The organism is Janthinobacterium salmonicoloratum (genome assembly GCF_051380845.1).
GTDB lineage: Bacteria > Pseudomonadota > Gammaproteobacteria > Burkholderiales > Burkholderiaceae_D > Janthinobacterium > Janthinobacterium lividum_F.
Genome location: NZ_JBNYXV010000002.1, coordinates 391594 through 408218 on the forward strand (window position 1 = coordinate 391594; position 16625 = coordinate 408218).

Here is a 16625-nt window from a genome sequence, read left to right on the forward strand (position 1 = left end):
TATTTATATTCCGCTTCGCAAGTTGTCTATTAACTCAGCGGTTACTGCATACGTGGTATTTTACGCTTCTTAAAAAATTTTGGCACAGCAACCCGCCATTACTGGAAACAGCTTATACATGTTAGTCCCAATTTTCCGCTTCTTATCGATCTTTCCCCTGCCCGTCCTGCATGCCCTGGGCGCTGCGCTCGGCTGGGTGATTTACGCCATTTCCCCGTCCTACCGTCGCCGCATGCGCGAGAATATGCAGGGTGCGGGGTTTTCGCAACACTTGCACACGGCCGTGGCCGAAGCGGGCAAGAGCGTGCTGGAATTGCCTTTCATCTGGTGCGCGCCAGCCGGGCGCGTGGCGCGCCATGCGACGGTGGAAAACTGGGAACTGGTGGAAAAGGCGCTGCAACACGGCCGCGGCATCGTCTTCCTGACGCCGCACCTGGGCTGCTTTGAAATCGTCGCGCAACAGATCGCGCTGCGCACGCCGCTCACCGTGATGTACCGCCCGCCCAAGCGCGCTGCCTTGAAACCGCTGATCGAAGGGGCCCGCGCGCGCGAAAACCTGATGCTGGCGCCGGCCAATATGTCGGGCGTGCGCATCTTTGCCAAATGCCTGAAAAAAGGCCAGCCCATCGGCCTGCTGCCCGACCAGGTGCCGCAGGAAGGCGAAGGCGTGTGGGCCGATTTCTTCGGCCGTCCCGCCTACACCATGACCCTGCCGGCCAAGCTGGCGCAGATGGGCGGCGCCGAAGTCATCATCACCTACGCCGAACGCCTGCCGGGCGGACGCGGCTATGTCGTGCATTTCGTGCCCTTCACCGAGTCGCTGGACAGCACCTCGGCCGAACAGGCGCGCACCATCAATGCGGCCATGGAAGAATTGATCGCGCGCAGCCCGGCGCAATACCTGTGGAGCTACAACCGCTATAAAGTGCCGCGCGGCGCGCCGCCGCCCACACCAGCGCCGCCCGATGCCGCCGGGGAGCAGGCATGAGACTGCTGATCGCCTTCATGTGGCTGCTGCACTGGCTGCCCTTGCCCATCCTCGGCCGCTTCGGCGTGGCCGTCGGCAGCGTGCTGTTCATCGCCATGCCCACGCGGCGCAGGATCGCCCTGACGAATCTGCGCCTGTGCATGCCGGAACTGACGGAACAGCAGCGCGTGGCGCTGGCGCGCCAGCATTTCCAGGCCTATTCGCGCAGCGTGTGGGAGCGCAGCATCCTGTGGTGGTCGTCGGAAGAACGTCTGAACCGCCTGATCAAAAAGGTGCCCGCCTTCCCGGGCCAGCAGATCGCGGCCAAGCCCACCATCTTGCTGTGCCCGCACTTCGTCTGCCTCGACGTCGCCGGCGCCGCCACGGCCATGGAAATTTCCGCCTCGTCGATGTATGTGCAGCAAAAGAATGCCGCCTTCGACCAGGCCTTGCGCAACGGCCGTTCGCGCTTCAAGCCGCCCAAGCTGTTTACGCGCCAGGACGGCATCAAGACGATTCTGCGCGCGCTGCGCGACGGCTTGCCGTATTTCATGCTGCCGGACATGGATTTCGGCGAAAAGGATGCGGAATTCGTGCCCTTCTTCGGCGTGCCCGCCGCCACCCTGACGGCCACGGCGCGCTTGGCGCTGGCCGCCAAGGCGCAAGTCATTCCCGTCATCGCCACCTTCCTGCCCAATTACCAGGGCTGGAAAGTGACCTATTACCCGGCGTGGGATGATTATCCGGGCGACGACATCACGGCCGCCACGCGCCGCATGAACGAATTCATCGAAGAGCGCGTGCGCGAAGCGCCAGCCGAGTATTTCTGGACGCACAAGCGCTTCAAGACGCGTCCGGAAGGCGAAGCGTCGTTCTATAACCAGCACAAGTGATACGGCAGACCATGAAACTCCAATTTACCAAGATGCACGGCGCCGGCAATGACTTCATCGTCATCGACGCCATCCATCAAGACATAGCCTTCACGCCGGCCCAGTGGCAGCGCCTGGCCGACCGCCGTTTCGGCATCGGCGCCGACCAGATCCTCGTGGTGGAAAAGCCGCGCCTGCCCGGCTGCGACTTCCGCTACCGCATCTATAACAACGATGGCGGCGAAGTCGAGCAATGCGGCAATGGCGCGCGCGCCTTCGTCAAGTTCGTCAGCGAAAAAGGCTTGTCAAGCAAGGACAGCATCCGCGTGGAAACCATGGCCGGCATCATCGCGCCACGCCTGGAACGCGACGGCAGCATCACGGTCGACATGGGCGCACCCGTGCTGGAGCCAACGCTGGTGCCCTTCGATGCAAACGGCCTGGACGGTGTAACGCAAGGCAACGACACCTTGTGGCCGCTGGATCTGGCGCTGCCGGGCAACGCTACAACCGTGCTGGTGTCCGTCGTCTCGATGGGCAACCCGCACGCCGTGCAAGTGGTCGACGATGTCGATGCGCAAGACCTGGAACAATCGGGCCCGTGCATCGAGCATCACGCGCGCTTCCCCCGCAGGGTCAACGCCGGCTACATGCAGATCGTCGACCGCCATCACGTGAAACTGCGCGTGTTTGAACGGGGCGCGGGCGAAACCTTGGCGTGCGGCACGGGCGCCTGCGCCGCAGCCGTGGCCGGCATCCTGCGCGGCTTGCTTGATTCCCCCGTGCGCATCAGCGCGCGCGGCGGGGAACTGTCGATCGCCTGGCAAGGCCCCGGCCAGCCCGTCCTGATGACGGGCCCGGCCGTGACCGTGTTCGAAGGCACGATCGAGCTGTAAACAGGTAAAAATCAGGCATAAAAGTCAGGCGGCCTGGAACTGCTGTTCCTGCGTGACATCGAGTTCGGCCAGGTAGCACTTCAGGCGGTACAGGCGCTGCCGGTAATTGCCTTCCGGCCCCGCCACACCGCAATCGACGCGCTCGAACAGGCGCACCACCTGATCGAGCAGCTGGCGCTCCTGCGCCGTGCGGATCAGCACCAGGCGCCGCTTGCCGCGCCCATGCGTGGCGCTGATATCGATCAACAGACAATGCCCCTGGTCGGCCGCGTGGATATCGAGCAGCAGCGCCTCGGCACGCGACAGATGAAAGCAGCGCGCCAGCGCCAGCCGCGCCGCCAGCAGGGGGTGGCTCTGGCCCAATAGCCGCAAGTGCCCATCGGCCTGCATGGCGGCGTCCTGGCCCCAGTCGCCGGATTCGCCTTGCGGCGCGATCTTCGCCAGCGCCGCCTCCGCTTCACGGCTGCCTTGCGCCTGCGCCTGCAGCAGCCAGTACGCGGCCCGCACATCGTTGTTGACGCCATCGCGGCGATTACGCCAGGCATACATGCCGCACTCAAGCTGGGCCGGGCCATGCCCCAGGTCGGCGGCACGCTCCAGGCAGGAATGGGCTTCGACCACATTGCGCTGGGAAAATTCCGGTTTCGTGTAGATGCGCGACAGCACGAACCAGGCGACAGCCAGTCCCTGCTCGCCAGCCTGCGTCAGCCAGCGCACGGCCCGCTTGAAATTGGCCGCGCCGTTGCGCGTGGCCAGCCGCTGGCCATGCGCATCCATGCGCGCATAGCCTAGCCCCAGTTCCAGCTGCGCCGTGCGGTCGCCGCCATGCGCGGCCAGCTCGCAACACTGCCAGCCTTCGGCATCGCCGCCAGGCGCCAATGCCTGGGCGCAACGCGACAGCAATAGCAGCTGCGGCGCCTCGAGGGCGATCGTGCGCGCCCCGGCCGCCGCCTGGCGCTGCAGCAACTCGCGCGCCAGCGGCAAGCCTTGCGACAGGAAGCCGGCATGGTTGCCCTGGCTCCATGCCTGCTCCAGCCAGGCATGCAGCGGCGCGTCGTCATCGAGAACGTGCTCGCCAGCAAGGCTGGTGTCCGGCCCGGAAGGTGCAGCCGATCCCTCTTGCATGGACAACAACCATTGTGCATCGGGCAAGCCGGCCCGTACGGCGGCATCCAGCGCCACGCGCGCCTTGGCGCGCAAGGCGTCACAGTGGCTGGCCGCATTGCCCAGCACCAGTTGCGCCAGCACCAGGCCCGCCTGCACCAGGCCCGCATCGAACGCCTGCGCGTAATAGGGAATCAGCGCCTTGGCTGCCGGTTGCGCCACTTCGAACGGCACATGCGTGCCAATCAGCAAGCACGCTTCCTCGCTATCCTCCTGGGCCGCCCGCGCCAGCCAGTGCAAGGCGGTCGGCAAGCTTTGCGGCACACCCTGTCCAAACAGATACACCCGTCCCAATGCCAACTGGCAAGCGACATCGCCCGCGCGTGCGCCCTTGATCAATCCTAATGTTTCGCGATTTGCCATCGATTCTCGATATTGAGTCAATGATTCTAATAATAGTGAGTCGTCTCCAGGCCCATCAGTGCAGGCCGTCCCTTAGTGTAACGTCCTTGTGTCATAAATCCGCCAAAGCCCACTTAAGAACTTGATTCAACGCAACAATGTCCTGGCCCGAACACGCCAATATGGCGAGGCGCCGCTACCGTGGCGATGGGAGAACGGGTGCCATCGGCGCAGGATCGGCAGAAACCGCGCGTTACAAAAATACAACAGGGGCATGCAGTTATGCCGCTTTTCACCAATTTTTTCACGCATATTTGACCAATCCCGCACGTCTTGCGCGCCGACGAATTAAGGTTCACTCATCGAAACGCGACAGTTGGCGCATTTCAATCTGCTCGGATCTCGGACGGAACTCACTTTTAATAGGGAATAAGACATGAAAAAATCACTCGTTGCCCTCGCACTCTTCGGCGCCTTTGCCGCAACCGCACAAGCGCAGTCGTCCGTCCAAATCTACGGCACGATCGATGCAGGCCTGGGTAAAGCGACTGGTTCGACTACCGCAGTCACCAAACGCGACAACAACAAACTGGGTTTCAAGGGCACGGAAGATCTGGGCAATGGTTTGAAAGCTATTTTCCAACTGGAAATTCGCTATGAATCCGACACCGGCACCGTAGAAAACACCTCGGGCGCCAATTCGCGTCCGCTGTTCCAGGGTCAAAGCCGCGTCGGCCTGCAAGGCGACTTCGGTACCGTACGCCTGGGCCGTGGCCTGACCGCCTTCCAGGAAACGAGCACCGGTTTCGAACCATGGTCGGGCATGCCTACGCCAGCCGGTTTCCAGACCGACCTGACCGTGGCCGGCTACACCAGCGATCCGCTGAGCGCGCCAGGCAACTCACGTAACCGCTTCTCGAACGCCGTGTTCTACAACTCGCCTGTCATCAGCGGCTTCCAGTTCAACGCCACCGTGGCCGCCAAGGAAGCGAACAACAACGTCGCCGTCGCTGCCACCGTACGCAACCTGACGACGAATGCCACCGGCAATTTCGCCGTGCCAGCCAATGTGGCGCCAGCATCGAACCCTTACTCGGTGTCGGCAACGTACAACTACGCGCAGTTCGCGGCCATGGCTGCCTACGAGCGTAACGGCCTGCAAGCCAAACTGTGGTCGGTCGGTGCATCGTTCAATCCAATCGCGGAATTGAAACTGATGGCAACGTACCAGCATCAGGATGACGGCGATTTCAAAATCGTCAATACCGACACCAAATCGTGGGTGCTGGGCGCCAACTATGACGTCGGCCCAGGCAAGATCCGCGCTGGCTACGGTCAGAAAACGCCAGACGGCGTCGCCAAGACCAAGCAAGCATCGCTGGGCTATGACTACAATCTGTCGAAACGTACCTACCTGTACGCAGATATTTCGAACAAGAAATCGGCCAGCGCCGCAAACTACAACAACACCACCTCGGTCAGCTACATCGGCCTGGGCGTACATCACAACTTCTAATGCCCCGCACGTCACCCTCCGCGGGTGATTGCTGAGCAAGGAATACAAGGCGGCATGGGCAACCATGCCGCTTTTTTCATGCGCGCGCGGAAAATGCACCGGCGCCACGCCCTTTGCGCCTAAGGCGCCGCACTCTCGGTTAGAATGAAGTGTTCAACTTTCACTGACAGACCTTATCAATGACCGCCACACTCGATTCCAGCACCGTCGCCCAGTACCTGAGCGAGCACCCGACTTTCTTCGAAGAGCATACCGCCCTGCTCGGTGAGGTCAAGCTGAGCAGCCCGCTGACGGGACGCACCATCTCGCTGCAGGAACGGCAGATGGAAGTGATGCGCGACAAGTACAAGGCGCTGGAACTGCGCATGTCCAAGCTGAGCCGCCTGGCCGAGGAAAATGGCGATATCGCCAGCAAATTCCACGGCTGGAACCAGGCCATGCTGCAAGTGCGCAACGATGCGGACATGCCGCGTGTGCTGGTCGACGCCTTGCAAAGCAATTTCGACGTGCCCTATGTCAGCCTGCGCCTGTGGCAAGTGCTGCCGGAACACGCCAATGGCTGGTTCACGGAAGATGTCACGGCCGACGTGCGCATGTTTGCCAACAGCCTGCAAGCGCCGTATTGCGGCAGCAACCGCGATTTCGAAGCCGTGCACTGGTTGCAGGCGGATAAAATCGAATCGACCGTCATGATCGCCCTGCGCGCCCCCGGCACGACCGGCACCTTCGGCTTGCTGGTGCTCGGTTCGCCCGACAGCGAACGTTTCACCTCGAGCATGGGCACCGACTTCCTCGTGCATATCGGCGCCACGGCCAGTGCCGCCCTGGCCGCGCTGCGCGCCGGCTCCCCTGCCTGAGTCGGCCATGGGCGAGGCGCGCGGCAAGGCCGAGTGGCTCGACGCCTACCTGGCGCAGCTGGCCACGCAGCGCAAGCTGTCGCCGCATACGCTCGACGCCTACGGGCGCGACCTGCGCGCCTTGCTGGAACTGAGCGGCAATACACCCTGGACGGCGCTGGCGCACAACGAAGTGCGCCGCTACACGGCCAAGCTGCATGCCGGCGGCCTCGACCCGCGCTCGATCGCCCGCAAGCTGTCGTCGTGGCGGGGCTTTTTCAATTGGCTCAGCGGCGAGACTAAGCTCGACGCCAATCCCGTCGACGGCATCCGCGCCCCCAAACGTGCCAAAACGTTACCAAAAGCCCTGTCGGTGGACGATGCCGTGCGCCTCGTGGCGCCCGCGCAACACCAGCAAGGCGCCGCCGAACCGGAGCAGCTGTGCAACCGCGCCATGTTCGAGCTGCTGTATTCGAGCGGCTTGCGCGTGTCCGAACTGACCAGCCTCGATACCCATTACTGCAAGGCCGAGGATGGCCAGCCCGCCTCGCTGGGCTGGCTCGACATGGCCAGCTTCGAAGTCATCGTCACGGGCAAGGGCAGCAAGATGCGCAAGGTACCCGTCGGCAAGGCGGCCCTTGTGGCCTTGACTGCCTGGCTGGCCGTGCGCCCGCCTGCCAAGGATGGCAGCGCTGCCTTGTTTTTAAGCACGCGCGGCACGCGCATCTCGCCCCGCGTGCTGCAGCTGCGCTTGAAGGCGCACGCGCTGGCGACGGAAATTCCCGCGAATGTGCACCCGCACGTACTGCGCCACTCGTTCGCCTCGCACGTGCTGCAATCGTCGGGCGACTTGCGTGCCGTACAGGAAATGCTGGGCCATTCCAGCATCACCTCGACCCAGGTCTACACGGCCCTCGATTTCCAGCACCTGGCGCACGTGTATGACCAGGCCCACCCGCGCGCCAAGCTCAAGTAAGCAGCCGCGCCCGTTGGCTAGCCTGATCCATATCAAGTGCATGGGCGCGCATTTGCAAGCTTTTGCAAAATTCCGGCATAATCGTCCGCATTCTTCCGCTTGCGCGGCGGCACCACCGATTACAGCATAGGCATCCTTCATGGCACTGATTCCAACCACCATCCTCACCGGTTTCCTGGGCGCAGGCAAAACCACCTTGCTCAACCGCATACTGCAGGAAGACCATGGCATGCGCATCGCCGTGATCGAGAACGAATTTGGCCAGGAAAACATCGACAATGAAATCCTGGTGCAAGATAGCAACGAACACATCATCGAAATGAACAACGGCTGCATCTGCTGCACCGTGCGCGGCGACCTGATCGTTGGCTTGACGGAACTGGCGCGCAAGCGTGACGCCGGCTTGCTGGCGTTCGACCGCGTCGTCATCGAAACGACGGGCCTGGCCAATCCCGGCCCCGTGGCGCAAACCTTCTTTGTCGACGAAGAAGTGGGCAACCACTACATGCTCGACGCCATTATCACGGTGGTCGATGCCCGTCATGCAATGAAGCAACTCGATGAATACGAGGAAGCCCAGCGGCAAGTGGGCTTTGCCGACAAGCTGCTGCTGTCGAAAACCGACCTAGTCAGTGAAGAAGACGTGGCAGCCCTGACGCGCCGCCTGAAACGCATCAATCCCCGCGCGCCCATCGCCAAGGTCGATTTCGGCCGCGCGCCGCTGGCCGAAGTGCTCGACATCCGCGGGTTCAACTTGAATGAAAAGCTGGAACTGGACCCGGATTTCCTGGCCACGGAAACGGCGCACGTGCATGACCACGACAAGGCGCACGACCACGATCACGCACATGAACACAAGCATGAACACGGACATGAGCACGCACATGCGCACAGCGACGCCTGCGCCACCGATTGCGGCCATGCCGACCACCACCATGCGCAGCACAGCGACGATATCGCCGCCTTTGTTTTCAAGAGCACGCAACCGTTCGACAGCGCCAAGCTCGACGAGTTCCTCGGTGGCCTGGTGCAAGTGTATGGCCCCCGCATGCTGCGCTACAAGGGCGTGCTGCTGATGCAGGGTGCCGAACGCAAGGTGGTATTCCAGGGCGTACACCAGCTGATGGGCAGCGACCTGGGCGCCAAATGGGGCGAAAACGAAGTGCGCGGCAGCAAAATGGTGTTTATTGGCAAGAATCTACCAAAAGACATTTTTATTCGCGGACTCGAACAATGTTTGGTATAAACTAGCCGGGTTTTGCAAAGTATCCGTTGCAAAGCAGAAACAAAAGGGAAAGTTAAGCACACTTTCCCGCTGTCCGACACCCATCTTGCTGGTATAAACCAACAAGTAGCCGTCTCTGATCGGCTAGGCAACAAATCGGGATGGCAATATAAGGCAAAGCGTGCCAAAATCAGCCACGAAAACGCCCATGTCGTTCGCCTGTCATGAAATGCTGGCAAACTGCCACTGGCCACATGCCAGGCATGCAAGCGATCCACCCAACACGCCCATTGTCGCGCGCATAGCGCGACTGGCATAGAGCGGTAAAAAGTTATCAACATGGCACCATAGCCTGCCGGTAATCCTGGCTTTCGCCGGCAAGCCAAGGTCGCAAGCAGTACAGCGGGACAGCAATGCCAAGCGGAACCTGTACAGTTGCTCGGTATCGCCGCATCAACTGATCAATTTGAAAACTCTGTCGTATCGAAGGTAAGCGAAGTTATGACCAAAACTAATAAATCGACCCCGGCCGCCAACCAAGACATCCCTCTCATCAGCGAAGACCAAATTCGCGCCATGAGCGAAGATGACTACATGAATCCGGCACAACTGGCATTCTTCAAGGCGCGCCTGCAGCAGCTCGAAAAAGACCTGCTGAAAAACGCCGGCGAAACCACGGAACACTTGCGTGAAACCGTGCTCGTACCGGATCCTGCCGACCGCGCCACCATCGAGGAAGAGCATGCGCTGGAACTGCGCACGCGCGACCGCGAGCGCAAACTGCTGAAGAAAGTACAGCAATCGATCGCCAGCATCGACGCCGGCGACTATGGCTGGTGCGAAGAAACGGGCGAGCCTATCGGCATCCCGCGCCTGATCGCCCGTCCGACCGCCACCCTGTCGCTGGAAGCCCAGCAACGGCGCGAACTGAAGCAAAAGCTGTACGGCGACTGATCGCCCCTCCCCTTGCGCGACCGCCCCGGCGGCCCCGCGATGGCGATAAAAAAAGCACACAACCTCGGTTGCGTGCTTTTTTTTCGTCCCGCGCCGACTACACTGAAGCAAGCACGGCAGCGGCAAGTGCCGCTTGCAATTGCCTTTTCCATCCCCACTTTTGAGCCATGGGCGCGCAATCGCATGACGCTGCACGCATAGGCACGAATCTTTTGAGGTCACTATGGAACAATTTCACGGCACCACCATCCTCTGCGTCCGGCGCGGCAAGCAAGTCGCCCTGGGCGGCGATGGCCAGGTAACTTTGGGCAACATCGTCATGAAGGGCACGGCCCGCAAAGTGCGTAAGTTGTATCAGGGCAAGGTCCTGGTCGGCTTTGCCGGCGGCACCGCCGACGCCTTCACCCTGCTCGACCGATTTGAAGGCAAGCTGGAAAAACACCAGGGCAATCTGCTGCGCGCCTCCGTCGAACTGGCCAAGGACTGGCGCACCGACCGTGTGCTGCGCCGCCTGGAAGCGATGCTGCTGGTAGCCGACAGCGAGTCGACCCTGGTCATCACGGGCAATGGCGACGTGCTGGAACCGGAAGACGGCATCGGCGCCATCGGCTCGGGCGGCACTTACGCCCAGTCGGCCGCCAAGGCGCTGCAGGAAAACACGGACTTGTCGCCGGCCGAAGTGGTCAAGAAATCGCTGACCATCGCCGCCGAGCTGTGCATCTACACCAATATGTCCCACATTATCGAAACGCTCGATTAAGCGCGCCCGAGCAAAGAATAGAAAGCCATTATGATCATGAACATGACCCCGTCGGAAATCGTCACCGAACTCGACAAGCACGTGGTGGGCCAGGCCAAAGCCAAGCGCGCCGTTGCCATCGCCCTGCGCAACCGCTGGCGCCGCCAGCAGGTGGCCGAGCCCCTGCGCCATGAAATCACGCCCAAGAATATCCTCATGATCGGCCCCACGGGCGTCGGCAAGACGGAAATCGCGCGCCGCCTGGCCAAGCTGGCCGAGGCGCCGTTTATCAAGATCGAGGCGACCAAATTTACGGAAGTGGGCTATGTGGGCCGCGACGTCGACACCATCATCCGCGACCTGATCGACATCGGCATCAAGCAGACGCGCGCGCTGGAAATGAAGAAGGTGCGCGCACGCGCCGAAGATGCGGCCGAGGACCGCGTGATCGACATCCTCGTGCCGCCGGCGCGCGACTTCGGCTTCACGCCGAATACGCCAGCGGCCGTGGACAGCGGCAGCGGCGACACCACGCGCCAGACCTTCCGCAAGCGGTTGCGCCAGGGCGAGCTCGATGACAAGGAAATCGAGATCGAACTGGCCGAAGCGGGCCCGCAGATGGAAATCATGGCGCCGCCCGGCATGGAAGAAATGACGGAGCAGATCAAATCCATGTTCTCGGGCGTAGGCGGGCAGCGCAAGAAGGCGCGCAAGGTCAAGATCAAGGAAGCCTTGAAACTACTGGTCGAGGAAGAAGCGGCCAAGCTGGTGAACGAGGATGAGCTGAAACAGAAGGCCATCCAGAACGTCGAGCAGAACGGCATCGTCTTCCTCGATGAAATCGACAAGATCGCCTCGCGTTCGGAATCGGGCGGCGCCGACGTCTCGCGCGCCGGCGTGCAGCGCGACCTGCTGCCGCTGGTCGAGGGCACGACCGTCAACACCAAGTACGGCATGATACGCACGGACCACATCCTGTTCATCGCCTCGGGCGCCTTCCACCTGGCGAAGCCGTCGGACCTGATTCCGGAACTGCAGGGGCGTTTCCCCATCCGCGTGGAACTGGAATCGCTGTCGATCTCGGACTTCGAGCGCATTCTCACCAGCACCGACGCCTGCCTGACGATGCAGTACGAAGCCTTGCTGGCGACGGAAAACCTGACCTTGAAATTCGCGCCGGAGGGCATCACGCGCCTGGCGGAAATCGCCTATTCGGTCAACGAGCGCACGGAAAACATCGGTGCGCGCCGGCTGCATACGGTGATGGAAAAACTGCTGGAAGAAGTGTCGTTTACGGCCAGCGAAAACAGCAGCAGCACGGAAAACCTGCTGGTGATCGATGCCGCGTATGTCAATGAACGCCTGGAGGCGCTGTCGGTCAACGAGGACCTGTCGCGCTACGTGCTGTAATCTGGGAGGGAAGCGATGGCAAACAAGGCCTTGGCGACGCGGCAGAAAATGCAGTTCCGCGTCGAACCCTCGCAAAAACCACGCAACCCGGTCGCCACTGCCGCCCTGCAGCGCGCCGCCGGGGCGCACGTAAAAACCGTGTCAGGCCAGCGCCAGCAGGAAAAACGCCTGCTGGCGAAATTACTGCTGAAAGTAGAAACGGACAAATAGGCCGCCCGCGGACACCCCGCTCAGGGGCGTCCGCCATCAGGCCACTCTCTGCCGCAGCAGCATCCCCTTAGAAGCGGTAGGATGCGCCCAGCGAAAACATGTCGACCTTGGTCGTCTGCTTGCTGCTGTACTTGACCGGCACGCGGTCCCAGTCGAGGTGCAGCGCCCAGTTCTTGTTCAGCGCATACGCCGCGCCGATACCGTAGGTCAGGCCGATCTTGTCCTTCTTGTCCGAACCGCCGCCCAGATAATCGACCTTGCCCTGCGTGTAAGCCGCGCCCAAGCGGCCGCTCAGGGTAAACGCGTCAAACTGGTAGCCGAGCACGCCCTGCATGCCGAGGCCCGTGAACTTGCCGCGGCCAGCGCGCCGGCCGGCGTCCGTGTCGAAGCCGGACTTCACCTCGCCGCCCATATACCCCACCAGCTCAATCGAAGGCAGGGCCACGCCGCCCTGAAACCGCAGCGCGTCGAAACTGTAACCCACGTAGGCCTTGCCGTTGCGCTTGCTGCTTTTGTCGCAATCGTTTTGTCCCGGCACGCAGTCGAGGCCGGTACTGGCGCGAAAGCCATAGCTGGCGCCCATGTAGATGGGGCCCGGCGCGGGATCGGCCGCCGATGCATGCAAGGGAGCGATGGCGGCCAGCGCCAGCAGCGCTGCGGGGAAACGTAATTTGAAGGACATGAATAACCTCTACAAGTGGATGAGTTGCCTGGTTGTAGCGCGCCGTGCGAGCCACAAGCGGGAGTGTCATCTCTTTTGCCGTAAAGTACTATCACCTTGTGCAAAGTGCCATTAACGGCTACATTCGGTACCGTCATCCGCTACCAAAATTGCATAAAGGAACTATCGTGAGTTCACCTGAACTGGTTTTGCGCGTGCTGCGCACCCAACTGCGCGCCGCCGGCATCACCTATAAAGTGCTGGCCGAACGCATCGGCATGAGCGAATCGAGCGTCAAGCGCATGTTTGGCCAGCACGACATGTCGCTGTCACGCCTGGCCCTGATCTGCAAGGCCTCGGGCATCGCCATGGAAGACGTGCTGCGCGGTGCGGCCGACATCACGCCGCATGCCGACACGCTCACCCTGGTACAGGAAAAGTCGCTGGTCGCGCATCCGCGCCTGCTGCTGGTGGCGATCTGCTGCCTCGGTCACTGGAGCCTGGAGCAGGTGGTGGAAACGTATGCGCTGACGCAGGCCGAATGCATCGGCTGCCTGGCCGAGCTGGACCGGCTGGGCTTGATCGAACTCAAGCCGCTGAACCGCTACAGTCTGCGCGTCTCGAACGCCTTCCACTGGCTGGCCGACGGCCCGGTGCAACAGTACTTCCGCGAATACGTGGTGGCCGATTATTTCAGCGGGCACTTTGACGGCGCCGGCGAGACGCTGATGTGCATCCCGGCGCGCCTGTCACTGTCGAGCGCGCAGGAACTGGTGCAAAAGATCCGCCAACTGGCCGAGGAACTGGCGCGGCTGCACCAGAACGACCGGCGCCTGCCCCCCGCCGAACGCGATGGCTTTACCCTGCTGCTGGGCTTCCGCTCATGGGAATTTGCCGCCTTCACGGCCCTGCGCCGCAGCACGGCGGCCGCCTCGTCGGCCGCGCCAGGCGCCGTTTACCAGACCGGTCCCAGGAACAGATAGAAGGTGCTTTCGCCGCCCTTCGACGCGCCCGATGCCACGTACACGGGACCGAAGCGCGTATCGACGGAGATGAAGGCGCTGCTGGCCTGCGTGAACTTGCTGGCTTTCCAGCGCTCACTTTGGTCGAAGCCGCCGCCCAGTTCCAACGAAAAACCGGCCCTCACGACGCCGCCCAGGGTGCTGGGCAAGGAACCAATGCGGCGCGCCATCACGAAGCGCGCGAAGGCGATACTGCGTCCTCTCACCGAATCAAATTCCGTGCCGGACAAGCGCAGGAAACCACCGAGATTGAGCGGCGCTTCGTCACGCTGTGAGCGCGCCCATTCGCCATACACGTGACCGGCCCAGTTGCCGCGGCCAAAAGCCTTCAACCCCGTGATGGACGATTGGCCCAGGGCCGCCTCGCCCGCCCCCGTGGTCGTATCGCGCGCCCAGATTGCCTCAAGCAAGACGCCGCGCGTGGGAAAGCCCGGCGAATCGAGCGTATCGGCGCGGAATCGCACGAACTGCGTGGTGCCCAGCGCACGCGACTCCGGCTGCGTAGGGTCGGCCGGAATCGCCAGCTTGCCCTTGACTTCCGTACGAGCGACGCCGAACTGCAGATCGCCCCAGGTACCGAACTGGCGTCCCAGCACCAGTGCAGCTGTCTGGCCGTTATATGCCAGGCGGGCGCTGCGCCGGCCCTGGTCGAACAAATCCATCGCAGACGAGGTGTATTGCAGCTGCGGCGCGATATACCACGGGTTACCGGCGCCCAGCGGTTGCCAGAACTGCACGCCATAGCCGCGCGTATTACCGATCTGCGCCGTGGTGCGCAACTCTCCGCCCCAGCTGTTCAGGTTCGAGCGCGCATGCAGCAGCTTCAGGGCGAAATTATTGCTGTCCCTGAAATCGCTGGCCAATTCCAGGCCCACGCGCAGGCGGTTGCTGGCCCACGGCGCTTCGACCGCCTTGATGGTGACGGCGCGCTGGTCGCCGGCATCGACCACGTCCGTCTCCACGCGCGCCACGTCGCCCCGGCCATACAGCCTGGCCGCCGCCTTGAGCACATCTTCCTGGCTGACGGCCTGCCCTTCCACCAGGCCCGATTGCGCCTGCAGGATGCGCGGATTGATGTCGCCTTCGCTCTCCACGGCCAAGCGCGTGAGCGGCAGGGCCACGTCCAGCAAGGCCGGCGCGGCCAGGCGCAGTCGCTCGCGCGCCGCATACTGTTCCGGCGGCAGGGCCAGCGGCGCCAGACGGGCGGCCAAGGCCTGCGCCGCCTGCTCGCCGGCGCGCATGGCACGCGCATAGTTTTCAAAGTCGAGGAAACTCACGCCCGTCAAATCCGGCGCCACCAGGATATCCTGCGCCTGCAATTCCTTGAGCGAACGCTGCACGTTCTGCTCCGTGAGGATTTGCAGCATCTGCTGCGCCACGCCGATGGCGCTGCCCAGGTCTTTTTCCGGCGCCAGCGGCGTGCCCACGTTGACGGCGATGATGATGTCGGCGCCCATGGCGCGCGCCATATCGACGGGCAGGTTGCGCACCAGCCCCCCATCGACCACCAGGCGGTTATTCACGCGCACGGGCGCAAACACGCCCGGCACGGCCAGCGAGGCGCGCATCGACAGGAACAGGGGCGTGTCGACCAGTTCCACCAGCTCGCCATTGACCAGGTCAGAGGCCACCGAGCGGAAGGGCAGCGGCAGCTGACTCGCGGGGCGGTCGCGCATGCCGGCTGGTAGCAGCCGGTTCAAGGCCATCTCCAGCGCCGCATTGCTGGCCGCGGCCGGCGGCGTGGAAATGCCATTGCGGCTCACGCCAAATTCGATGCGCGACGGCAGCAATAAATCTTCCTCGCGGCGGCGGAACGCCAGCTCGTCGCGCGGCGGCCGGTCGGCCACCACGCGCGCCCAGTTGGTCTCGCGCGCCATCTTTTCCAGGTCCGCCACGGAGGCGCCAGCCGCATACGCGCCGCCCACCACGCCGCCCATGCTGGTACCGACCACCAGGTCGATCGGCACATGCAGCTCCTGCAGCACTTTCAAGACGCCGATATGCGCCAGGCCGCGCGCGCCGCCGCCCGACAGCACCAGGGCGATGCGCGGACGCGCCGACACGGGCGCAGGGACGGCAAGGGTGGAAACGGGGGGAGAAGTAGTGGCGGCTGTGGCGGCGGGAACGTCGGCTGCGGCAGCCGGCGGCAAGGCGCACAGCGCCGCCACGCAGCCCGCCAGGACGGCACGGATCGAGAACATGAAGACTCCTGTGGCGACGGCGGCACAGCGCCATCGGCAAAATACGAAAAAAACAGCGTTAGTTTGACGGCGGAGGCACGCTGCTGCTCACTTGCGGCGCCGGCATCATGGTCGCCGGCCGCTGCTGCTCCATCGGCAGCGGCGGCGGCACCAGGTTACTGACCGGTGCCGGGGCCGCAGCCGGCATTGGGCTGGCGGACACTTGCCCCGGCAAGGCCAGCGCCTTGTCGTCGGCCACCAGGTCGATGCGCTTGCTCACGCCGCCATCGCGCAGCAGCACGTGGCGCGCATGCACTTCCAGCACCGTCACGCCGGGCACCACCTCGGCGCCTTCCGGCAGGGCCACGGAAGGCTTGCCATCGGTCGAGATGATGGCCACGCTGCCGCGGCCATTGCTGGCGGCCACCACGCCCTTGAGCTGGTAGTTGCTGACCGTGGCCACGCTGACCTGGCCGCCGAACAGCGAAGCGCCCGCCTCCACGCTGGCATCCTGCACCACCGGTACGGCGGGTGGATTGATGGGACGCTGCGGCGCCTTGAACAGCTGCATGGCCCAATAGGCCAGCGACACGGACAGCGCCACGACGGCGAGCAAACTTGTAACTTGAGGCAAACGCTTCATGGCTTCCTTGGA

Annotated in this window: 16 protein-coding genes; 12 read left to right on the forward strand and 4 right to left on the reverse strand. The window is 63.0% G+C overall.

Going from position 1 to position 16625, the window contains the following annotated elements:
• Positions 1 to 118: 118 nt before the first annotated feature.
• From ACQ4WY_RS14905 to dapF, 3 genes are read left to right on the forward strand one after another with little or no spacing between them, the layout of a single operon-like run.
• Positions 119 to 988 carry a lysophospholipid acyltransferase family protein gene (locus ACQ4WY_RS14905; protein WP_436504740.1) on the forward strand — a complete coding sequence of 290 codons (870 nt, stop codon included), beginning with the start codon at positions 119 to 121 and terminating at the stop codon, positions 986 to 988.
• Entirely contained in the window at positions 985 to 1860 is an 876-nt protein-coding gene (locus tag ACQ4WY_RS14910) for an LpxL/LpxP family acyltransferase (protein WP_436504741.1), read from the forward strand. The genes ACQ4WY_RS14905 and ACQ4WY_RS14910 overlap by 4 nt, the downstream gene beginning before the upstream one ends.
• An 11-nt stretch (positions 1861 to 1871) precedes the next feature.
• Complete coding sequence (dapF, locus tag ACQ4WY_RS14915) at positions 1872 to 2735, forward strand: diaminopimelate epimerase (RefSeq protein WP_436504742.1); 864 nt, start codon at positions 1872 to 1874, stop codon at positions 2733 to 2735.
• Positions 2736 to 2759: 24 nt separating this feature from the next.
• Here dapF and ACQ4WY_RS14920 read toward each other — a convergent pair whose 3' ends face one another.
• Complete coding sequence (locus tag ACQ4WY_RS14920) at positions 2760 to 4262, reverse strand: tetratricopeptide repeat protein (RefSeq protein ID WP_436504743.1); 1503 nt, start codon at positions 4260 to 4262, stop codon at positions 2760 to 2762.
• Positions 4263 to 4677: 415 nt separating this feature from the next.
• Between ACQ4WY_RS14920 and ACQ4WY_RS14925 the strand changes: the two genes are divergently transcribed.
• The 8 genes from ACQ4WY_RS14925 (at position 4678) to ACQ4WY_RS14960 (ending at position 12107) form a co-directional block, all read left to right on the forward strand.
• On the forward strand, positions 4678 to 5757 hold the full coding sequence (locus tag ACQ4WY_RS14925; protein ID WP_436504744.1) for a porin: 1080 nt from the start codon (positions 4678 to 4680) through the stop codon (positions 5755 to 5757).
• A 179-nt stretch (positions 5758 to 5936) separates the two neighbouring features.
• Positions 5937 to 6614 carry a DUF484 family protein gene (locus tag ACQ4WY_RS14930; protein WP_436504745.1) on the forward strand — a complete coding sequence of 226 codons (678 nt, stop codon included), beginning with the start codon at positions 5937 to 5939 and terminating at the stop codon, positions 6612 to 6614.
• Between the two features lie 7 nt (positions 6615 to 6621).
• The gene (locus ACQ4WY_RS14935) at positions 6622 to 7569 is read left to right on the forward strand and encodes a tyrosine recombinase XerC (protein ID WP_436504746.1); all 948 of its coding nucleotides are present in this window, start codon (positions 6622 to 6624) and stop codon (positions 7567 to 7569) included.
• A 139-nt stretch (positions 7570 to 7708) separates the two neighbouring features.
• On the forward strand, positions 7709 to 8815 hold the full coding sequence (locus ACQ4WY_RS14940; RefSeq protein WP_436504747.1) for a CobW family GTP-binding protein: 1107 nt from the start codon (positions 7709 to 7711) through the stop codon (positions 8813 to 8815).
• A gap of 480 nt (positions 8816 to 9295) precedes the next feature.
• Positions 9296 to 9748, forward strand: coding sequence for an RNA polymerase-binding protein DksA (gene dksA / locus ACQ4WY_RS14945; RefSeq protein ID WP_034753066.1), 453 nt, complete (start codon positions 9296 to 9298; stop codon positions 9746 to 9748).
• A 223-nt stretch (positions 9749 to 9971) separates the two neighbouring features.
• Complete coding sequence (gene hslV / locus ACQ4WY_RS14950; protein WP_010394217.1) at positions 9972 to 10508, forward strand: ATP-dependent protease subunit HslV; 537 nt, start codon at positions 9972 to 9974, stop codon at positions 10506 to 10508.
• 36 nt (positions 10509 to 10544) lie between these two features.
• Positions 10545 to 11897 carry an ATP-dependent protease ATPase subunit HslU gene (gene hslU, locus ACQ4WY_RS14955; protein ID WP_436504748.1) on the forward strand — a complete coding sequence of 451 codons (1353 nt, stop codon included), beginning with the start codon at positions 10545 to 10547 and terminating at the stop codon, positions 11895 to 11897.
• Positions 11898 to 11912: 15 nt separating this feature from the next.
• Complete coding sequence (locus ACQ4WY_RS14960; RefSeq protein ID WP_034753063.1) at positions 11913 to 12107, forward strand: hypothetical protein; 195 nt, start codon at positions 11913 to 11915, stop codon at positions 12105 to 12107.
• Positions 12108 to 12174: 67 nt separating this feature from the next.
• Here ACQ4WY_RS14960 and ACQ4WY_RS14965 read toward each other — a convergent pair whose 3' ends face one another.
• Positions 12175 to 12789, reverse strand: coding sequence for an outer membrane protein (locus ACQ4WY_RS14965; protein WP_436504749.1), 615 nt, complete (start codon positions 12787 to 12789; stop codon positions 12175 to 12177).
• Between the two features lie 167 nt (positions 12790 to 12956).
• Between ACQ4WY_RS14965 and ACQ4WY_RS14970 the strand changes: the two genes are divergently transcribed.
• Positions 12957 to 13751: a helix-turn-helix domain-containing protein gene (locus ACQ4WY_RS14970; protein ID WP_436504750.1), complete on the forward strand. Its 795-nt coding sequence runs from the start codon at positions 12957 to 12959 to the stop codon at positions 13749 to 13751.
• On the opposite strand, the gene ACQ4WY_RS14975 is transcribed toward ACQ4WY_RS14970, so the two are convergent.
• Together ACQ4WY_RS14975 and ACQ4WY_RS14980 are read right to left on the reverse strand one after the other, a co-directional pair.
• Positions 13724 to 15991, reverse strand: coding sequence for a patatin-like phospholipase family protein (locus tag ACQ4WY_RS14975; protein WP_436504751.1), 2268 nt, complete (start codon positions 15989 to 15991; stop codon positions 13724 to 13726). The genes ACQ4WY_RS14970 and ACQ4WY_RS14975 overlap by 28 nt on opposite strands.
• A 58-nt stretch (positions 15992 to 16049) precedes the next feature.
• Entirely contained in the window at positions 16050 to 16613 is a 564-nt protein-coding gene (locus ACQ4WY_RS14980) for a type II secretion system protein N (protein ID WP_436504752.1), read from the reverse strand.
• Between the last annotated feature and the right edge of the window lie 12 nt (positions 16614 to 16625).

What these genes read in the sequence shown, in the direction of transcription:
- ACQ4WY_RS14965 (WP_436504749.1), bottom strand. Translation starts at nt 12,789, where the DNA reads ATGTCCTTCAAATTACGTTTCCCCGCAGCGCTGCTGGCGCTGGCCGCC.
- hslV (WP_010394217.1), top strand. Translation starts at nt 9,972, where the DNA reads ATGGAACAATTTCACGGCACCACCATCCTCTGCGTCCGGCGCGGCAAG.
- dapF (WP_436504742.1), top strand. Translation starts at nt 1,872, where the DNA reads ATGAAACTCCAATTTACCAAGATGCACGGCGCCGGCAATGACTTCATC.
- ACQ4WY_RS14940 (WP_436504747.1), top strand. Translation starts at nt 7,709, where the DNA reads ATGGCACTGATTCCAACCACCATCCTCACCGGTTTCCTGGGCGCAGGC.
- ACQ4WY_RS14930 (WP_436504745.1), top strand. Translation starts at nt 5,937, where the DNA reads ATGACCGCCACACTCGATTCCAGCACCGTCGCCCAGTACCTGAGCGAG.
- ACQ4WY_RS14975 (WP_436504751.1), bottom strand. Translation starts at nt 15,991, where the DNA reads ATGTTCTCGATCCGTGCCGTCCTGGCGGGCTGCGTGGCGGCGCTGTGC.
- ACQ4WY_RS14905 (WP_436504740.1), top strand. Translation starts at nt 119, where the DNA reads ATGTTAGTCCCAATTTTCCGCTTCTTATCGATCTTTCCCCTGCCCGTC.
- ACQ4WY_RS14980 (WP_436504752.1), bottom strand. Translation starts at nt 16,613, where the DNA reads ATGAAGCGTTTGCCTCAAGTTACAAGTTTGCTCGCCGTCGTGGCGCTG.
- ACQ4WY_RS14910 (WP_436504741.1), top strand. Translation starts at nt 985, where the DNA reads ATGAGACTGCTGATCGCCTTCATGTGGCTGCTGCACTGGCTGCCCTTG.
- ACQ4WY_RS14920 (WP_436504743.1), bottom strand. Translation starts at nt 4,262, where the DNA reads ATGGCAAATCGCGAAACATTAGGATTGATCAAGGGCGCACGCGCGGGC.
- ACQ4WY_RS14960 (WP_034753063.1), top strand. Translation starts at nt 11,913, where the DNA reads ATGGCAAACAAGGCCTTGGCGACGCGGCAGAAAATGCAGTTCCGCGTC.
- ACQ4WY_RS14935 (WP_436504746.1), top strand. Translation starts at nt 6,622, where the DNA reads ATGGGCGAGGCGCGCGGCAAGGCCGAGTGGCTCGACGCCTACCTGGCG.
- dksA (WP_034753066.1), top strand. Translation starts at nt 9,296, where the DNA reads ATGACCAAAACTAATAAATCGACCCCGGCCGCCAACCAAGACATCCCT.
- ACQ4WY_RS14925 (WP_436504744.1), top strand. Translation starts at nt 4,678, where the DNA reads ATGAAAAAATCACTCGTTGCCCTCGCACTCTTCGGCGCCTTTGCCGCA.
- hslU (WP_436504748.1), top strand. Translation starts at nt 10,545, where the DNA reads ATGAACATGACCCCGTCGGAAATCGTCACCGAACTCGACAAGCACGTG.